Source organism: Comamonas sp. B-9 (assembly GCF_000410635.1).
In the GTDB taxonomy this organism is placed as follows: Bacteria; Pseudomonadota; Gammaproteobacteria; order Burkholderiales; family Burkholderiaceae_C; genus Comamonas.
Map to the genome: position 1 here is coordinate 82,717 of NZ_KE148542.1, position 14,478 is coordinate 97,194.

Genomic DNA, 14,478 nt, shown 5'->3' on the forward strand with positions numbered 1-14,478 from the left:
AAGGTCAGCACAACCACATCCACGGTGGTCAGCACCTGGATGGAGGCGGCTTCACTTTGCATCATTTCTGTACCAAGTCTTTTTCATGAAGGGCAGTATGCCGCTGCAGCCACCCAGAATCAATAAAAACACAGACTTCAGGCAAAAGATTTGCTTCGACCTCTTTTAATTAGTTAGTTGCAAAAATATTTTAACAAGCGTAGACTGCCTCACATCGAAGGAGAAAGACATGCGCCAACGCACACAGCTGCTCATCATCGACCCGCAAAACGACTTTTGCGATCTGCCGCCAGATTGGCGCCCCAGCAGCGCGGCAAGCCCCGCGCCTTATGCCCCCAGCCTGCCGGTGGCGGGGGCGCATGCCGACATGCAACGCCTGGCGCAATGGCTGCTGCAGCATGCTGCGCAGCTCGATGGCATCACCGTCACACTCGACTCCCACCAGGCCTATGACATTGCCCACCCCGCCTTCTGGCAGCAAGGCGATGGCAGCACGGTGCAGCCCTTTACCGCCATCACGGCGGCCCAGATACGCGACGGCAGCTTCCAGCCCCGCAACCCGGACGAGCAGGCCCGTACCCTCGCCTATCTGGATGCGCTGGAAGCCCAGGGCCGCTACACCTTGATGGTCTGGCCGCTGCACTGCGAGATCGGCAGCATCGGCCATGGCGTGCATGCCGACATATTGAACGCCTGCCGCCAATGGCAAAGCCAGCGCCAGCGTGCAGTCAAGCATGTGTTCAAGGGCATGAACCCCTACACCGAACACTACAGCGCCATCTGCGCCGAGGTGTCCGATCCGCAGGATGCGGAAACCGGCCTCAACACCGCCCTGCTCCAGCAGCTGGCGCAGGCCGATACCCTGGTGATCGCCGGTGAGGCGGGCAGCCACTGCGTGCGCGCCACCACCGAGCACATCGTGCAGCATATGGCGGCACTTTGGGGCGCGGAGGATTTCTCGCGTATCGTCCTGCTGACCGACTGCATGAGCCCCGTCGCCGGTTTTGAAGCGGCCCAAGACACCTTTTTGCAGCAGATGCGCGCCCTCGGTGTACGCTGCTGCACCAGCACGGCTTTCAGTTTGTAAGCCGTTTGGCCATTGGTGCTTGAGGGACAAGCGCTGATGGATCGTATTTTTGACAGAGAAAGACGCGGTATGCAGCCCATCATCACCAGCCTGCTTGACACCGATTTGTACAAGTTCACGATGTGGCAGGCCATGCTCCATCGCCATCCGCAAACGCAGTCCACCTACCGCTTTGTCTGCCGCTCGCAGACCGAGTTTCCGCTGGTCGATCTGCTGGCAGAAGTGCGCGCCGAGATCGACGCGCTGTGTGCGCTGAAATTCAAAAAGGACGAGCTCGACTACCTGGCCAGCCTGCGCTTCATGAAGAGCGATTTCATCGACTTTCTGCGCATCTTCCAGTTCCAGCGTGATTTCATCGAGGTCGAACCCGATGGCGACGGCCTGCATATTGTTGCCCATGGCCCCCAGGTGCATGTGATGGGCTTTGAGATCTTTGTGCTGTCCATCGTCAACGAGCTGTACTTCCGCCGCTTTGAGCAGGCCAGTGCGCTGGCCGAGGGGCGCAAGCGCCTGGGGGCAAAAATAGTGCGGCTGCAGGAGCTGGCGCAGGAGGCCAAGCACCGCCACCCCTTTGAGCTGTTTGATTTTGGCGTGCGCCGGCGCTTTTCGGCCCCTTGGCAGCGCGAGGTGGTGCAGGCCTTTGCCACGCAGACGGCGCAGTGGTTCAAGGGCACGTCCAACGTGCTGCTGGCGCGCGACCTGAACCTGGTGCCCATCGGCACCATGGCCCACGAGTACCTGCAAAGCTACCAGGCCCATGGCGTGCGCCTGCGTGATTTTCAGATCGCTGCGCTGGAAGACTGGGTGCAGGAGTACCGGGGCGACCTGGGCATTGCGCTGACCGACACCGTCGGCATGGATGCCTTCCTCGCCGATTTCGACATGTACTTTGCCAAGCTGTTCGACGGCTTGCGCCATGACTCGGGCGACCCCTATGAATGGGGCGAAAAAGCGCTGGCCCACTACGCCAAGCTGCGCATCAATGCGCATGCCAAGCGCCTGGTGTTCTCCGATGGCCTGACCCTGGACAGCGCGCTGGCCCTCTACCAGCACTTTGCCGATCGCATCCAGTGCGGCTTTGGCATCGGCACCCAGCTGGCCAACGACATGGGTCTCAAGCAGCTCAACATCGTGATGAAGCTCACGCATGCCAACGGCCAGCCGGTGGCCAAGCTCAGCGACAGCCCAGGCAAAACCCTGTGCGACGACGAGACCTACCTGGCCTACCTCAAGCAAGTGTTCCATGTGACGCAGTAAGGAGCCTCCATGCTCAAGATCACCCTGGCCCAGCTCAACCCCACCGTGGGCGACATGGACGGCAACATCGACCAGATGCTGGCCGCCGCCCGCCAGGCACAGGCCGACGGCGCGCAACTGGTCGTCTTTGCCGAGCTGTCGCTGACCGCCTACTACCCCGGGGATCTGCTCGACGAGCCCGATTTTCTCACCCGTGTGGATGCCGGCATTGCGCGGCTTTTGCAAGAGAGCCAGCAACTGCCCGATCTGCACTGGGTGCTGGGCGCGCCCACCCGCGCCGCCGGCCCCGGCAAGCATTTGCACAACAGCCTCTTGGTGCTGCACAACGGCGCCATCCGCCTGCAGTACGACAAGCAGCTGCTGCCTACCTACAACATCTTTGACGAGCGCCGCCACTTTGAGCCCGGCCGCGACGTGGCCAAGGTGCTGCGCATCGGCCAGATGCAGGTCGGCTTTCTGATCTGCGAGGACGGCTGGAACGACAGCGGCGCCGACTACGCCACCAACCCCTTCGAGCGCATGGCCGATGCCGCCCCCGATGTGGTCGTCAGCATCAATGCCAGCCCCAGCCACCTTGGCAAGCGCGAGGAGCGCCACCAGATCTTCAGCCATGCCTCGCGCCGCCATGGCCTGCCGATTCTGTATGTCAACCAGATCGGAGGCCAGGACCAGATCGTGTTCGACGGCGCATCGTTTGCGGTGCAGCCCGAGCGCGGCATTGTTTGGGAGGCGCCGCGCTTTGTGCAATCCGTCTGCACGCTGGGCTTTGACAGTGGCGACTTCTGCCTGCCCGATGGCACACAGCCCGCCACCCCTCCGGCTGAAGGCCTGCCGACGATGGAGTTCTACCGCCAGCAGACCATTCTGGGCCTGCGCGACTATGCGCGCCGCTGCGGCTTTCGCCAGGTCGTGGTCGGCAGCTCCGGCGGTATCGATTCGGCGCTGACCCTGGCGCTGGCGGCCGAGGCGCTCGGCCCCGAGAACGTGGTCGGCATCACCATGCCCTCGCACTATTCCTCCAGCGGCTCGGTGGACGATTCGGTGGCGCTGTGCCGCAACCTGGGCATTGCGCTGCACACGCACCCGATTGCCGACTTGGTACAGGGCTATGCCCAGCAGTTTGAAGCCAGCTTTGGCGCGCCCTTGCAAGGCCTGCCGCTGGAGAATGTGCAGGCCCGCATCCGCGGCACCATCCTAATGGAGTACAGCAATGCTTTCGGCCATTTGCTGCTGACCACGGGCAACAAGTCCGAGATCTCCGTGGGCTACTGCACCTTGTATGGCGACACCAACGGCGGCCTGGGCCTGATCGGAGACCTGTACAAGACGGAGGTGTTCGCGCTCGCGCGCCATATCAATGCCAGCGCCGGGCGTGAGCTGATCCCCCAGGCCATCATGGACAAGCCGCCATCGGCCGAGCTGGCCCCCGACCAGAAGGACGAGGACAGCCTGCCGCCCTATGCGGTGCTCGACGAGATCCTCAAGATCCTCATTGAAGGTCAGCGCCTGTCGAGCCTGGAGTACGACGCCGCGCACCTCTTTGTCGATCGCTTTGTGCAGACCGAGGCCGGGCGCCAGACCCTCGCCAAGGTGCAGCGCATGGTCCACCGCAGTGAGTACAAGCGCCGCCAGGCGCCGCCCATCCTGCGCCTGCGCCCACGCGCCTTTGGCACCGGCCGGCAAATGCCGATTGCGGCCTACTACCCGTAAGGCCCCTTTGCAAAACCGCCTGCCGTGCTCTGAACCTGGGCCCGGGCGATCCGCCTCCATCCCATTCGGCGCGGGTCTTGCAGAGGATCCTCAAAGGCAAAGGGCGGCGAGTCGGCACATCCACAGCGCATAATCCCCAACCAGCACCCCAGCAGGCACCAAGACAACGAGACATGATCGCAGCTACCGAGCACTATGACCTGGCCGTATTGATTGGCCGCTTCCAGCCGCCGCACCTGGGCCACCTGGCCCTCTTGCAGCAGGCGCTTGCCCGCGCCAGCAAGGTGGTGGTGGTCTTGGGATCTGCGCTGCAGGCCCGCAGCCCCAAGAACCCATTCACCTGGCAAGAGCGTGCGCAGATGTTTGCTGCAGCGCTCTGCCCCACCGATGCAGCGCGCCTGGTGTTTGTGCCCATCCGCGATTACTATGACGAGCCGCGCTGGGTGACCGCGGTGCGCGAGGCCGTCACCAGCCACAGCACACCGGGTGCGCGCATTGGCCTGGTGGGCCACTTCAAGGACGAGAGCAGCAGCTACCTGGCCCACTTCCCCGGTTGGGAGCTGGTCAGCCTGCCGCGCCAGAACAGCATCGACGCCACCCCCATCCGCGACGCCTACTTTGGCACGCAAGGCGACGGCTCTGCAGCAAGTCTCGCCCCCTTGGCCGACATGCTGCCCGCCAGCTCGCTGCAGTTTCTGCAGCAGTTCCGCACTACCCCAGAATACGCCGCGCTGCAAACCGAATGGCAGATGCTGCGCCGCTACCAGGCCTCTTGGTCGGCAGCGCCCTACCCGCCGGTCTTTGTCACCGTCGATGCGCTGCTGCGCTGCGGCAACGAGGTGCTGCTGATTCGCCGTGGCCATGCGCCCGGCCAAGGCCTGCTGGCCTTACCCGGCGGCTTTGTCGAGCCGCGCGACAGCCTTTGGCAATCCTGCCTGCGTGAGCTGCAGGAAGAGACGCATTGCGCGCTGGACGAAACCCAACTGCAGGCCAGCCTGCAATCGGTGACCGTGTTCGACCACCCTGACCGCAGCCAGCGTGGCCGCACCATCACCCATGTGCACTACTTCGACCTGCAGCGCAGCCCCAAGCCCGCCGTGCGCGCCGACGATGACGCGGCCGAGGCCTTCTGGCTTAGCATCGATGCGATACGCGCCCGCGAGGCCGAGTTTTTTGAGGACCATTTCCAGATCGTGCAGAAAGTACTGGCGGGCAACGGACAATAGCGCCCATGCAAGCCTTTGTCTCCAACCGCCAAGGTGCCCGCTGGCCCTGGCTGCTCATTGCCGTGCTGGTGCTGCTGGGTATCGGTCGTTTTCTGGCGTTCAGCGCGCACACACCGGTGCTCGGCTACCCCAACAACTTCGATTTCCTGCGTACCTCGGGCTGCGTAGGCATCTGGAACTTTGACGCCCAGTCCGAAGCCTTCCACAGCCCTGCACCCGACCGGGTGGTCGCGCAGCTGCACTACAACGACGAGCGGCTCTGGCAGTTTTGCAATCCGACGGCCGAAACCATTTACCTGAGCGCGCTCAAGCTCGGCCACAGCGTGGGCGACACCTTCCCCATCCAGCATCTGGCCTATACCAAACTGGCCATTGTGCTGCTGGCCTATGCTGCGCTGATGTGGGCCTTGCGCAGCATGCGCCTGCGCGTGTTTCTCAGTGCCTGCTTTGTGCTGCTGTGGTGGGACATGAGCACCTTGCTGTACTTTCAGTCGCTCTACCCCGTCTTTAGCAGCCTGTTCTTTTCTTTGTTCGTCGTGGTGGCCCTGCTGGCCTGCCGCCTGGATGCGTACGCGCGCAGCCCCTGGGCCTCGCTGCTGCTGGCAGTGCTGACCTTTATGCTGGGGTTTTCCAACCAGCAGTACTTTTACCTGGCCATTGTGCTGGCTGCCGCCTTCGTGCTCTTCAATGGCAGGCATTACCGCTTGCACAGCGCTGCCATGCTGTGCGCGGTGCTGGTGGCCAGCTTCTGCCATAGCTATCTGCGCCCCGCACAAAGCCAGGAGTTCTATGCCGGCATCGACCGCGTCAACCGCATCGACACCATCTTCTATGGCGTGTTGATGCATTCCAGCAAGCCAGAAGAAGCAGCCGTCAGCCTCGGGCTGCGTCCCGAATGCGCCCAAATGGCCGGTATCAATGCCCATGTCTTCAACCATGGCCTCAAAGAGAACATATGCCCGGAGGTCGCCAGCATCAGCCGCTTGAAGCTGCTGAACCTGGCAGCCCAGCAACCAGCAACTATTGCCAAGACACTGCTCGCGGGCGCAGAGGCCTACCAACCGGTTTATGGATTTTTCCCCCAGCTTTATCCCCACCATGCCAGTGAGCTGTCGCCAGGCATGTATGCCAGCTCGCCCTCATCGTTGATGGTCAGTGCCCCACGGGGCCTGTACCTGGGGATGGTTGCGGTCATGGCCGTGCTGGCTGCTGCCGCCTTTGTCTATACCCTGCTGCCTCGGGGGCGCCAGTGCCTCTGGGCACATGCCATCTGGCTGGGCGGCTTGCTGTGTTTCTACAGCATCTTCAGCTCGGTGTTTGGCGATGGCCTGCTGGAGGTCGAACGCCATGCAGCGGTCTTCTTGCCTGGCTTCATCCTTCTGTGGCTGGGGGCGCTCTTTGGCCTGCTCGATCGCCTGCGTGCGGCAAGATAGCGCCATGTCCGTGACACCCCCCTCGCCCTACCACCGTCTGCAAGGTCTTGTGCGCCTGATGCGGCCGCGCCAGTGGATCAAGAACGGCTTTGTGCTGGCGCCGCTGGTGTTCACGGGGTCGTTCACCGATCAGCATGCCGTGCTGCAGGCCTTGCTGGCCATGCTGCTGTTTTGTGTCGCCTCCTCGGCCACCTATATCGTCAACGACCTGCGCGACATCGAGCAGGACCGCAAGCACCCCCGCAAATCCCTCAGCCGCCCCCTCGCCGCAGGCCTGGTGACAGTGCGCCAGGCACTGCTGCTGCTGCTGGTGCTGTATGTGCTACTGCTGGCCGCATGGCCGCTGGCACCGCAGGTGCTGCCGGTGATTGCTGCCTACCTCGCGCTGAACCTGGCTTACAGCTACTACCTCAAGCACCAGCCCGTGCTCGATATTTTCACGATCGCCATCGGCTTTGTGCTGCGCGTATGGGGGGGTGCGCAGGCGTTGCAGGTGCCAATCAGCGCCTGGATGTTTGTCACCACCTTGTGCCTGGCGCTGTATCTGGCGGCGCTCAAGCGGCGCCAGGAGCTGCTGCAAACGGGTACCGAGGCCCGGGCAGTATTGCAGAAGTATTCGGTGTCACTGGTGGAACGCTACGCAGAAATCGCCGCCACCGGTGCGCTGCTGTTCTACAGCATGTTTGTGATGTCAGTCCGCCCGCAGCTGGTGGTGTCCATACCACTGGTCCTGTTTGGGCTGTTTCGTTACTGGTATGTGGTGGAAAAGCTCGATGGCGGTGAGTCGCCTACCGATGCCTTGCTCAGCGATCTGCCGCTGCTGCTGACGGTGCTGGCCTGGGTGCTGGTCTGCCTCTGGGCACTGGCAGGGCTGAAAGGATAAGCATGGACCTGTCGTATCTGCTGACCCCGTTGCTGGCCTGGCTGGTTGCTGGCTCGCTCAAGTTTCTGATCAACAGCTTGCGCGCGGGCAAGCCCGCCTTTGGCTTGATCGGTTATGGCGGCATGCCCAGCAACCACAGCGCCATTGTCAGCAGCATGGCTGCGCTGGTCGCGTTCAAACAGGGCATTGGCCACCCGGCGTTTGGCGTCGCGCTGACCTTGGCATTTATCGTGGTGCTAGATGCCAGCAGCCTGCGCCGGCAGGTGGGCAAACAGGCGCAGGCCATCAACCACCTTCAGGCGCAAGCTCCCGATGCGGCACCCACAGCCCCGCCGCTGCGCGAACGCATGGGCCACAGCCTTGCCGAGATTGTGGGCGGTGTGGTCTGCGGCATCCTGCTGGCCTGGGCAGTGCAGGCCTGGTTGCCGTTGTACGATTGAGCCTTTGCTTGCCAGCGCCCCAGCGGCTTTTTCGTATGCCATTGACCATCCGCCCCGCCACCATTGACGACACCGACACCATCCTGCGCTTTGTGCGCGATCTGGCGGTCTATGAAAATGCCGAGCACGAGGTGCTCTCCACAGCCGCCCATGTGCACAAGACCATGTTCAGCGCGGGCGCCACGGCGCATGGCCTGGTCTGCGAGCAAGATGGCCAGGCCATTGGCTTTGCGGTGTATTTTTTCAACTACTCCACCTGGCAGGGGCGCAATGGCCTCTACCTGGAAGACTTGTACGTGGACCCCCGCCACCGCGGCAGCGGCGCCGGCAAGGCCCTGCTGCGCCATCTGGCGCGCATTGCCGTGGACAAGGACTGCGGGCGCTTCGAGTGGAGCGTGCTGGACTGGAACACGCCATCGATCGAGTTCTATGACAGCCTGGGCGCCAAGCCGCAGAGCGAATGGATTCGCTACCGGATGACCGGCGAGGCGCTGGAGGCCTTTGCCAAGGGTTGAGGACAAGGCTCAGCCCGGAGGGGCCAAGCCACCGCCTCAGACCGCTGCGGGGTCAAAATCCAGCTGGTAGTTTTGCGGGCCGCGTGCTGCGATCTTCAAGGCGCCCATGCGGTTGCCCAGTTCCACACAGCTGCGCAGTGGGCGGCCCTGCTCCAGGCCCCAGAGCAAACCACCGCGCCAGGCATCGCCGCAGCCGGTCGGGTCGACCACGGCCGTGGCCTGGATGCCAGGCACATGGGTGCGCTCACCGTTTTCCCAGAGCTCACAGCCCTCGGCACCCAGGGTCACCATCAGGCCCTGCACCTGGGTAGAGATCTCGGCAAACGACAAACCCGTGCGCTCGCTCAGCATCTTGCCTTCGTAGTCGTTCACGGTGACCCAGGTGGCCAGGCTGATGAAGTGGCGCAGGTCATTGCCATCGAACATCGGCAAGCCCTGGCCGGGGTCAAACACAAAGGGAATACCGGCCGCATGCAGCTGCTCGGCGTGCTGCAGCATGGCGTCACGCCCATCGGGCGCCACGATGCCAATGGCTGCGCCACAGTCCTTGGTGATGGTGTTTTCATGGGCCTGCATCATCGCGCCAGGGTGGAAGGCGGTGATCTGGTTGTTGTCCATGTCGGTGGTGATCATGCACTGGGCGGTGTAGTGGTCGTCGAGCTTTTTGATAAAGCGCGTATCGATACCCAGCTGCTTGAAATGCGCGACATAGCCGTCACCATCATGGCCCACCACCGCCATTGGCAGCGCCTGGCCGCCCAGCAGGTGCAGCGCATAGGCAATATTGCCGGCGCAGCCGCCAAAATCGCGGCGCAAGGTCGGCACCAGAAAGGACACGTTCAGGATATGGATCTGATCGGGCATGATCTGGTCGGCAAAGCGGCCCGAAAAGGTCATGATGTTGTCAAATGCGAGCGAGCCGCAGATCAGCGAAGCCATGAAGCTATTCTTTCTGTTATCAAAAATTCAAGGGTAAAACGCCAGTACACGGTAGCCCACGACATCACCTGCCGCCTCTGCCACCTGGATGACCATCTCCGCCGTCCACTCACCATGCGCGTCCAGCGCAGCAGGTGCCTGCAGCTCCTGCGGGCTCAGCACGCGGCGCAGCACCAGCTTTTCTGCCGCGTCATTGAGGCTCAGCTCCAGCGACGGCACTGCGACCGGGTAGTCAACGCCATTGCGCAAGACCACGCGCAGCCGGAACTGGCGCGGCCCCACGGCATTGAAGCTGGTGCTGTCGATGGAGACGGCCTGCAGCTGCCGGGGCGGCGCAATCTCGCAACCCGCCAGGAGGCAAGCCGCTTGCAACGCCGGGCGCCATTGGGGTTGGGCCAGGGCCAGGCGGTCACGCTGGGTCAGCGCGATCTGCAGCAGCAAGGCCGCCAACAGCAGCAAGCTGAGCAACAGCGACAGCACGACCACCCAGGGCTTGCGCCAGAAGGCCTTGCGCTTGGCGGCGCGCACAAAACCGGGCTCGGCGGCCGCACCCATGCCTGCAGCAGCAGCTGCATCGGCAGCCGCTGCATCAGCAGCTGCAACGGCCTCGTCCATCTGCGCTACATAGTTGGTGGCTGCAGCCAGCGAGGGCTCCAGCTTGCCGACATCCATGGTTCTGCCCGCCATCTCGGGCGCCAGCAGCAGCTCATCCTCTTGCCGCGCCGCCGGGGCGGGGTCGGACAGATCATGGGCGCTGCTCTGCCTCAAATACGGCGGAGGTGAAGCAGACGCCTGCAGCTGCTGGTCTTTTGCGGCCGGGGCAGCGGGTGCCACCACCTCATCGACAAACAGCGCCGGTGCCTCAGGCACCTCAGCGGGCTGCGCTGGAACTGGCGGTACAGGGGGCACGGGCGGCACAGGTGCCTGCGCGGGCTTTTGGCGCTCGGCTATGGCCTCCAGCAAGCGGCCCTCGCGGGCTTGCAGCTCCGCCAGGTCGTCCGTCGCCGAAAAGTCCACCCGGCTGCTGCGCAGCGATTCCGGGCGCTGGTCCGCCATCGGCTGCCATTCGCTCTCCAGACCGCTGCGGTCCTGGCCTGCGGGTGGTGCGACGGAGGTCTGCGCCTGGGCCTCTTCCTCATAGGCCTGCATCCAGGACGAATCCACATAGCCCGAATCCCCGCTCGCATTGGCGCGGCGCGGAAACACCAGCACCGACAGCTCAGGCACCTGGGCGTTGGGGTCCACCTGCAGCGAGTTCTCGGTCCGCAGCACCGCCGCCCCCTCCTGCGCGGGCTCTGCGCTGGGTGCAGGAGCTGCAGGCGACACCATCTGCGATGGCGCGACCGCCGGGGCCTGCGATGCAACAGGGACATGCTCCACAGCTGGCGCCTGCGCGCCTGCGGGCGCTGCCGCCGGCGCGCCGGCTACCAGGTGCGTCAGCGCATCAAATACCGCCTTGCACTTGCCACAGCGCACCCAGCCATCGGAGATGCGCAATTGGTCATCCACCACCTTGAAGCGGGTCTGGCACTGGGGGCAACGCGTTATCTGGCTCATCGCAGTGGATTGTAGGGTCAGAAGTTCAGCGGCCTGTCCCGGTGGCGGAATCTGCTGCGCGCCGTGCTGTCATCAGCACCCAGCCGTCTTCGGTATCGGCCACGTCCAGCTGCAGATATGGGGCGTAAGCGGCTTTCAGCTCATCGGTCTGGCGCTCCAGGATACCGGCCAGCACCAGGTGGCCACCCTGGGCCACATGGGCGCAGAGCAAGGGGGCCAGCACCTTCAGCGGCGTAGCCAGGATATTGGCCAGCACCGTCTGGTACTCGCCCTGGGCGGCATCAGGCAAGCCGGCGCGCAGCTGCACATGGTTGGCCTGGGCGTTGTATTCGGTCGATTCCACGGCGGCGGTGTCGATGTCCACCGCATCAATATCCACCGCACCAAACTTGGCGGCACCAATGGCCAAAATGCCGGAGCCGCAGCCATAGTCGAGCACACGGCCCAGGTCCTGGCCTTGCGCGCCGCGCTGCGCAATCCAGCGCAGGCACATGCGGGTGGTGGGGTGGGTGCCGGTGCCAAAGGCCAGGCCCGGGTCCAGCCGGATGCTGCGGGTTGCGGCCGCTGGCAGCTCATGCCAGGTGGGCACAATCCAGAATTCCGGCGTGATGTCCACCGGGGCGAACTGCGATTGGGTCAGGCGCACCCAGTCTTGCTCGGCCACTTCACGGATGCCCAGCAGGCTGCAGCCTGCAAAGAAATCCTGCAGCTGCAGCAGGCTCTGCGCCTCTTCGGCCGCAGCGCGCTGCGGGAACAGCGCCACGATGCGGCTGCGCTGCCAGCCATCCTTGGGCGGCGGCATGCCGGGCTCGCCAAACAGCGCCTGCTCGGCATCGGTCTGGGCATCGGCATCTTCGACCGAGACGCTGAGCGCATCGAGCGCATCCAGCGCTTCGCTCACGCTCTCGACCCGGTCTTCCGGGCACATCAGGCACAGTTCGTACATGACAGGGTTTCCTTAATGCAAAAAGCTGGCATTCCCTTGGAAATGCCAGCATCTATCACGATGAAAGGGCGCGCATCAGCGCTTGCGCGCAGCCAGCCACTCTTCCAGATAGTGGATATTGGTGCCGCCGGCATTGAACTTGGCATCCACCATCAGCTCCGAATGCAGCGGGATATTGGTCGAAATCCCTTCGACCGCCGTCTCCAGCAGCGCGGTGCGCATGCGGGCAATGGCCTGCTCGCGGGTGTCGCCATAGACGATCAGCTTGCCGATCATCGAGTCGTAGTTCGGTGGCACAAAGTAGTTGGCGTACACATGCGAATCGACGCGCACACCCGGGCCGCCAGGCATGTGCCAGGTGGTGACCCGGCCAGGCGATGGCGTGAACTTGTAGGCATCTTCGGCGTTGATCCGGCATTCGATCGCATGACCGCGCATCTGCGCGTTGATCTGGCGCTGCGTGAACGGCAGTTTCTCGCCAGCGGCCACCATGATCTGGGTGCCGACGATATCCACGCCGGTGATCCATTCGGTCACCGGGTGCTCGACCTGCACGCGGGTGTTCATCTCGATGAAGTAGAACTCGCCGTTTTCGTACAGAAACTCGAACGTGCCCGCGCCGCGGTAGCCGATCTTCTTGCAGGCGGCCACGCAGCGGTCACCGATCTTCTCGATCAGGCGGCGTGGAATGCCAGGGGCCGGCGCCTCTTCAATCACCTTCTGGTGGCGGCGCTGCATGGAGCAGTCGCGCTCGCCCAGGTAGACGGCGTTCTTGAACTTGTCGGCCATCACCTGAATTTCGATGTGACGCGGGTTCTGCAGGTACTTTTCCATGTACACCGCAGGATTGCCGAACGCAGCACCGGCTTCGGCCTTGGTCATCTGCACGGCATTGACCAGCGCAGCCTCGGTATGCACCACGCGCATGCCACGGCCACCGCCGCCGCCTGCGGCCTTGATGATCACCGGGTAGCCGATGGCCTTGGCAATGCGGCGGATCAGCGCGGGGTCATCGGGCAATTCGCCATCAGAGCCAGGCACGCAAGGCACACCGGCCTTGATCATCGCCTGCTTGGCCGAGACCTTGTCACCCATGATGCGGATGGACTCGGGCGTCGGGCCAATGAACTGGAAGCCGCTCTTTTCCACGCGCTCGGCAAAGTCGGCGTTCTCGGACAGAAAGCCGTAGCCAGGGTGGATGGCCTCGGCGTCGGTCACTTCGGCCGCCGAGATGATGGCCGGCATGTTCAGGTAGCTTTGGGCCGACGGAGCCGGGCCAATGCAGACGGCCTCATCGGCCAGCTTCACATACTTGGCGTCGCGGTCGGCCTCGGAATAGACCATCACGGCCTTGATGCCCAGCTCGCGGCAAGCGCGCTGCACACGCAGTGCGATCTCTCCGCGGTTGGCAACCAGAATTTTCTTGAACATGGGCGAGGCCTTATTCAATGATGAACAAAGGCTGACCAAATTCCACGGCCTGGCCGTTCTCGCCCAGGATCTGCTTGATCGTGCCGGACTTGTCGGCTTCGATCTCATTGAGGATCTTCATCGCTTCAATGATGCACACGGTGTCGCCTTCCTTGACCTGGCTGCCAACCTCGACAAAGGCCTTGGCGCCGGGCGCGGACGAGCGGTAGAACGTGCCCACCATCGGCGACTTGACCGTATGGCCTTGCGCCGCAGCGGGAGCAGCTTCTGCCGGCGCAGCGGCAGCAGCGGGGGCCGCTGCAGGGGCCGCAGCGGGCAGCACGGGCGCCGCCATCACTTGCTGCACCACAGCGCCGCCGCCCTTCACAATGCGAACCTTGCCTTCTGCTTCGGTGATTTCCAACTCCGAGACATTCGATTCGGACACGAGATCGATCAGGGTTTTCAGCTTGCGTAAATCCATGGGAGCTCCAACGGCTAGAAAATCAAACAGGGCGCAAATTTACTCCAATTTCGCCCTATTTGACTCAATATCTTTGATTTTTGATCAACGGCACTACTGCCGTCCCGGCTTGCACACCTTATAGACTTGCCCAATTTTGCAAGTCAGATGCAAGAAGTTGCCCCATTTTACGATGTTGAACGTCACCTTGCCTACCAAATACCACTGTGAACGGTAGGCCGCCTGCGGAATTGCCCAGGTCACGCGTCAGCTGCGTGCCGCCCATGCCGGCAATCCCCACGGGGAAGGCCAGCGGCGTGCGCTGCAAAAAACGCTGCCCCGCCGCATCCTGGTCCACCGCCAAACCCACCACCTGCCAGCCTTTGGCGCGCTGCGCTTCGTAGAACTGGTTGAGCATCGGCAGCTCTTCAACACAAGGCGGGCACCAGGTGGCCCAAAAGTTCAGCAGCAAGGGCTTGCCCTGGAAGGCCTGCATGCGCACTTCGGTCTGCCCACCGGGCGCCGCAAAGGCCTGGCCCCACAGCCCGTCCATCGCCGGGCCACTGGGCTCGGCCAAGCGGTGGCGCCCCCAGGCCCAGCCTGCACCGGCGG

General features: G+C 63.4%; 15 protein-coding genes. 8 read left to right on the forward strand and 7 right to left on the reverse strand.

Going from position 1 to position 14,478, the window contains the following annotated elements; all coding sequences use genetic code 11:
- Window positions 1-62, reverse strand: a 62-nt coding sequence (locus H928_RS34045) for a hypothetical protein (RefSeq protein ID WP_373604912.1), incomplete at its 3' end; no start/stop codon positions are given.
- A gap of 167 nt (window positions 63-229) precedes the next feature.
- On the opposite strand from H928_RS34045, the gene H928_RS0108675 reads away from it, so the two are divergent.
- The 8 genes from H928_RS0108675 to H928_RS0108710 all read left to right on the forward strand — a co-directional run bounded on the left by H928_RS0108675 (window position 230) and on the right by H928_RS0108710 (window position 8,551).
- Complete coding sequence (locus tag H928_RS0108675) at window positions 230-1,087, forward strand: cysteine hydrolase (RefSeq protein WP_021026134.1); 858 nt, start codon at window positions 230-232, stop codon at window positions 1,085-1,087.
- Between the two features lie 69 nt (window positions 1,088-1,156).
- Complete coding sequence (pncB, locus tag H928_RS0108680) at window positions 1,157-2,344, forward strand: nicotinate phosphoribosyltransferase (protein ID WP_021026135.1); 1,188 nt, start codon at window positions 1,157-1,159, stop codon at window positions 2,342-2,344.
- A gap of 9 nt (window positions 2,345-2,353) precedes the next feature.
- Window positions 2,354-4,054 (forward strand): NAD+ synthase, encoded by a 1,701-nt coding sequence (locus tag H928_RS0108685; protein ID WP_021026136.1) that lies wholly within the window; start codon window positions 2,354-2,356, stop codon window positions 4,052-4,054.
- A gap of 173 nt (window positions 4,055-4,227) precedes the next feature.
- Complete coding sequence (locus tag H928_RS0108690) at window positions 4,228-5,280, forward strand: bifunctional nicotinamide-nucleotide adenylyltransferase/Nudix hydroxylase (protein WP_021026137.1); 1,053 nt, start codon at window positions 4,228-4,230, stop codon at window positions 5,278-5,280.
- A gap of 5 nt (window positions 5,281-5,285) precedes the next feature.
- Window positions 5,286-6,713 (forward strand): hypothetical protein, encoded by a 1,428-nt coding sequence (locus H928_RS0108695; RefSeq protein ID WP_021026138.1) that lies wholly within the window; start codon window positions 5,286-5,288, stop codon window positions 6,711-6,713.
- A 4-nt stretch (window positions 6,714-6,717) separates the two neighbouring features.
- On the forward strand, window positions 6,718-7,596 hold the full coding sequence (locus tag H928_RS0108700) for a decaprenyl-phosphate phosphoribosyltransferase (protein ID WP_027010722.1): 879 nt from the start codon (window positions 6,718-6,720) through the stop codon (window positions 7,594-7,596).
- Window positions 7,597-7,598: 2 nt separating this feature from the next.
- Window positions 7,599-8,036, forward strand: a complete 438-nt coding sequence (locus H928_RS0108705) for a divergent PAP2 family protein (protein ID WP_021026140.1) — start codon at window positions 7,599-7,601, stop codon at window positions 8,034-8,036.
- A 35-nt stretch (window positions 8,037-8,071) separates the two neighbouring features.
- Window positions 8,072-8,551 (forward strand): GNAT family N-acetyltransferase, encoded by a 480-nt coding sequence (locus H928_RS0108710; protein ID WP_027010723.1) that lies wholly within the window; start codon window positions 8,072-8,074, stop codon window positions 8,549-8,551.
- Window positions 8,552-8,587: 36 nt separating this feature from the next.
- On the opposite strand, the gene H928_RS0108715 is transcribed toward H928_RS0108710, so the two are convergent.
- The 6 genes from H928_RS0108715 to H928_RS0108740 all read right to left on the reverse strand — a co-directional run.
- On the reverse strand, window positions 8,588-9,490 hold the full coding sequence (locus H928_RS0108715; protein ID WP_021026142.1) for a carbohydrate kinase family protein: 903 nt from the start codon (window positions 9,488-9,490) through the stop codon (window positions 8,588-8,590).
- 27 nt (window positions 9,491-9,517) lie between these two features.
- Complete coding sequence (locus H928_RS0108720) at window positions 9,518-11,047, reverse strand: zinc-ribbon and DUF3426 domain-containing protein (RefSeq protein WP_021026143.1); 1,530 nt, start codon at window positions 11,045-11,047, stop codon at window positions 9,518-9,520.
- A 25-nt stretch (window positions 11,048-11,072) separates the two neighbouring features.
- A complete protein-coding gene (prmA, locus tag H928_RS0108725; RefSeq protein WP_021026144.1) occupies window positions 11,073-11,993 on the reverse strand; it encodes a 50S ribosomal protein L11 methyltransferase in 921 nt (306 codons plus the stop codon).
- 75 nt (window positions 11,994-12,068) lie between these two features.
- On the reverse strand, window positions 12,069-13,424 hold the full coding sequence (gene accC / locus H928_RS0108730; RefSeq protein WP_021026145.1) for an acetyl-CoA carboxylase biotin carboxylase subunit: 1,356 nt from the start codon (window positions 13,422-13,424) through the stop codon (window positions 12,069-12,071).
- 10 nt (window positions 13,425-13,434) lie between these two features.
- A complete protein-coding gene (gene accB / locus H928_RS0108735; protein WP_021026146.1) occupies window positions 13,435-13,887 on the reverse strand; it encodes an acetyl-CoA carboxylase biotin carboxyl carrier protein in 453 nt (150 codons plus the stop codon).
- A 118-nt stretch (window positions 13,888-14,005) separates the two neighbouring features.
- Window positions 14,006-14,478, reverse strand: a 473-nt coding sequence (locus H928_RS0108740) for a TlpA disulfide reductase family protein (RefSeq protein WP_021026147.1), incomplete at its 5' end; no start/stop codon positions are given.

Bases quoted from the DNA above. Each gene is read 5' to 3' on its own strand.
- H928_RS0108700 (WP_027010722.1), top strand. From the start codon at position 6,718: ATGTCCGTGACACCCCCCTCGCCCTACCACCGTCTGCAAGGTCTTGTG.
- accB (WP_021026146.1), bottom strand. From the start codon at position 13,887: ATGGATTTACGCAAGCTGAAAACCCTGATCGATCTCGTGTCCGAATCG.
- H928_RS0108715 (WP_021026142.1), bottom strand. From the start codon at position 9,490: ATGGCTTCGCTGATCTGCGGCTCGCTCGCATTTGACAACATCATGACC.
- H928_RS0108685 (WP_021026136.1), top strand. From the start codon at position 2,354: ATGCTCAAGATCACCCTGGCCCAGCTCAACCCCACCGTGGGCGACATG.
- H928_RS0108710 (WP_027010723.1), top strand. From the start codon at position 8,072: ATGCCATTGACCATCCGCCCCGCCACCATTGACGACACCGACACCATC.
- H928_RS0108705 (WP_021026140.1), top strand. From the start codon at position 7,599: ATGGACCTGTCGTATCTGCTGACCCCGTTGCTGGCCTGGCTGGTTGCT.
- accC (WP_021026145.1), bottom strand. From the start codon at position 13,424: ATGTTCAAGAAAATTCTGGTTGCCAACCGCGGAGAGATCGCACTGCGT.
- prmA (WP_021026144.1), bottom strand. From the start codon at position 11,993: ATGTACGAACTGTGCCTGATGTGCCCGGAAGACCGGGTCGAGAGCGTG.
- pncB (WP_021026135.1), top strand. From the start codon at position 1,157: ATGCAGCCCATCATCACCAGCCTGCTTGACACCGATTTGTACAAGTTC.
- H928_RS0108675 (WP_021026134.1), top strand. From the start codon at position 230: ATGCGCCAACGCACACAGCTGCTCATCATCGACCCGCAAAACGACTTT.
- H928_RS0108720 (WP_021026143.1), bottom strand. From the start codon at position 11,047: ATGAGCCAGATAACGCGTTGCCCCCAGTGCCAGACCCGCTTCAAGGTG.
- H928_RS0108695 (WP_021026138.1), top strand. From the start codon at position 5,286: ATGCAAGCCTTTGTCTCCAACCGCCAAGGTGCCCGCTGGCCCTGGCTG.
- H928_RS0108690 (WP_021026137.1), top strand. From the start codon at position 4,228: ATGATCGCAGCTACCGAGCACTATGACCTGGCCGTATTGATTGGCCGC.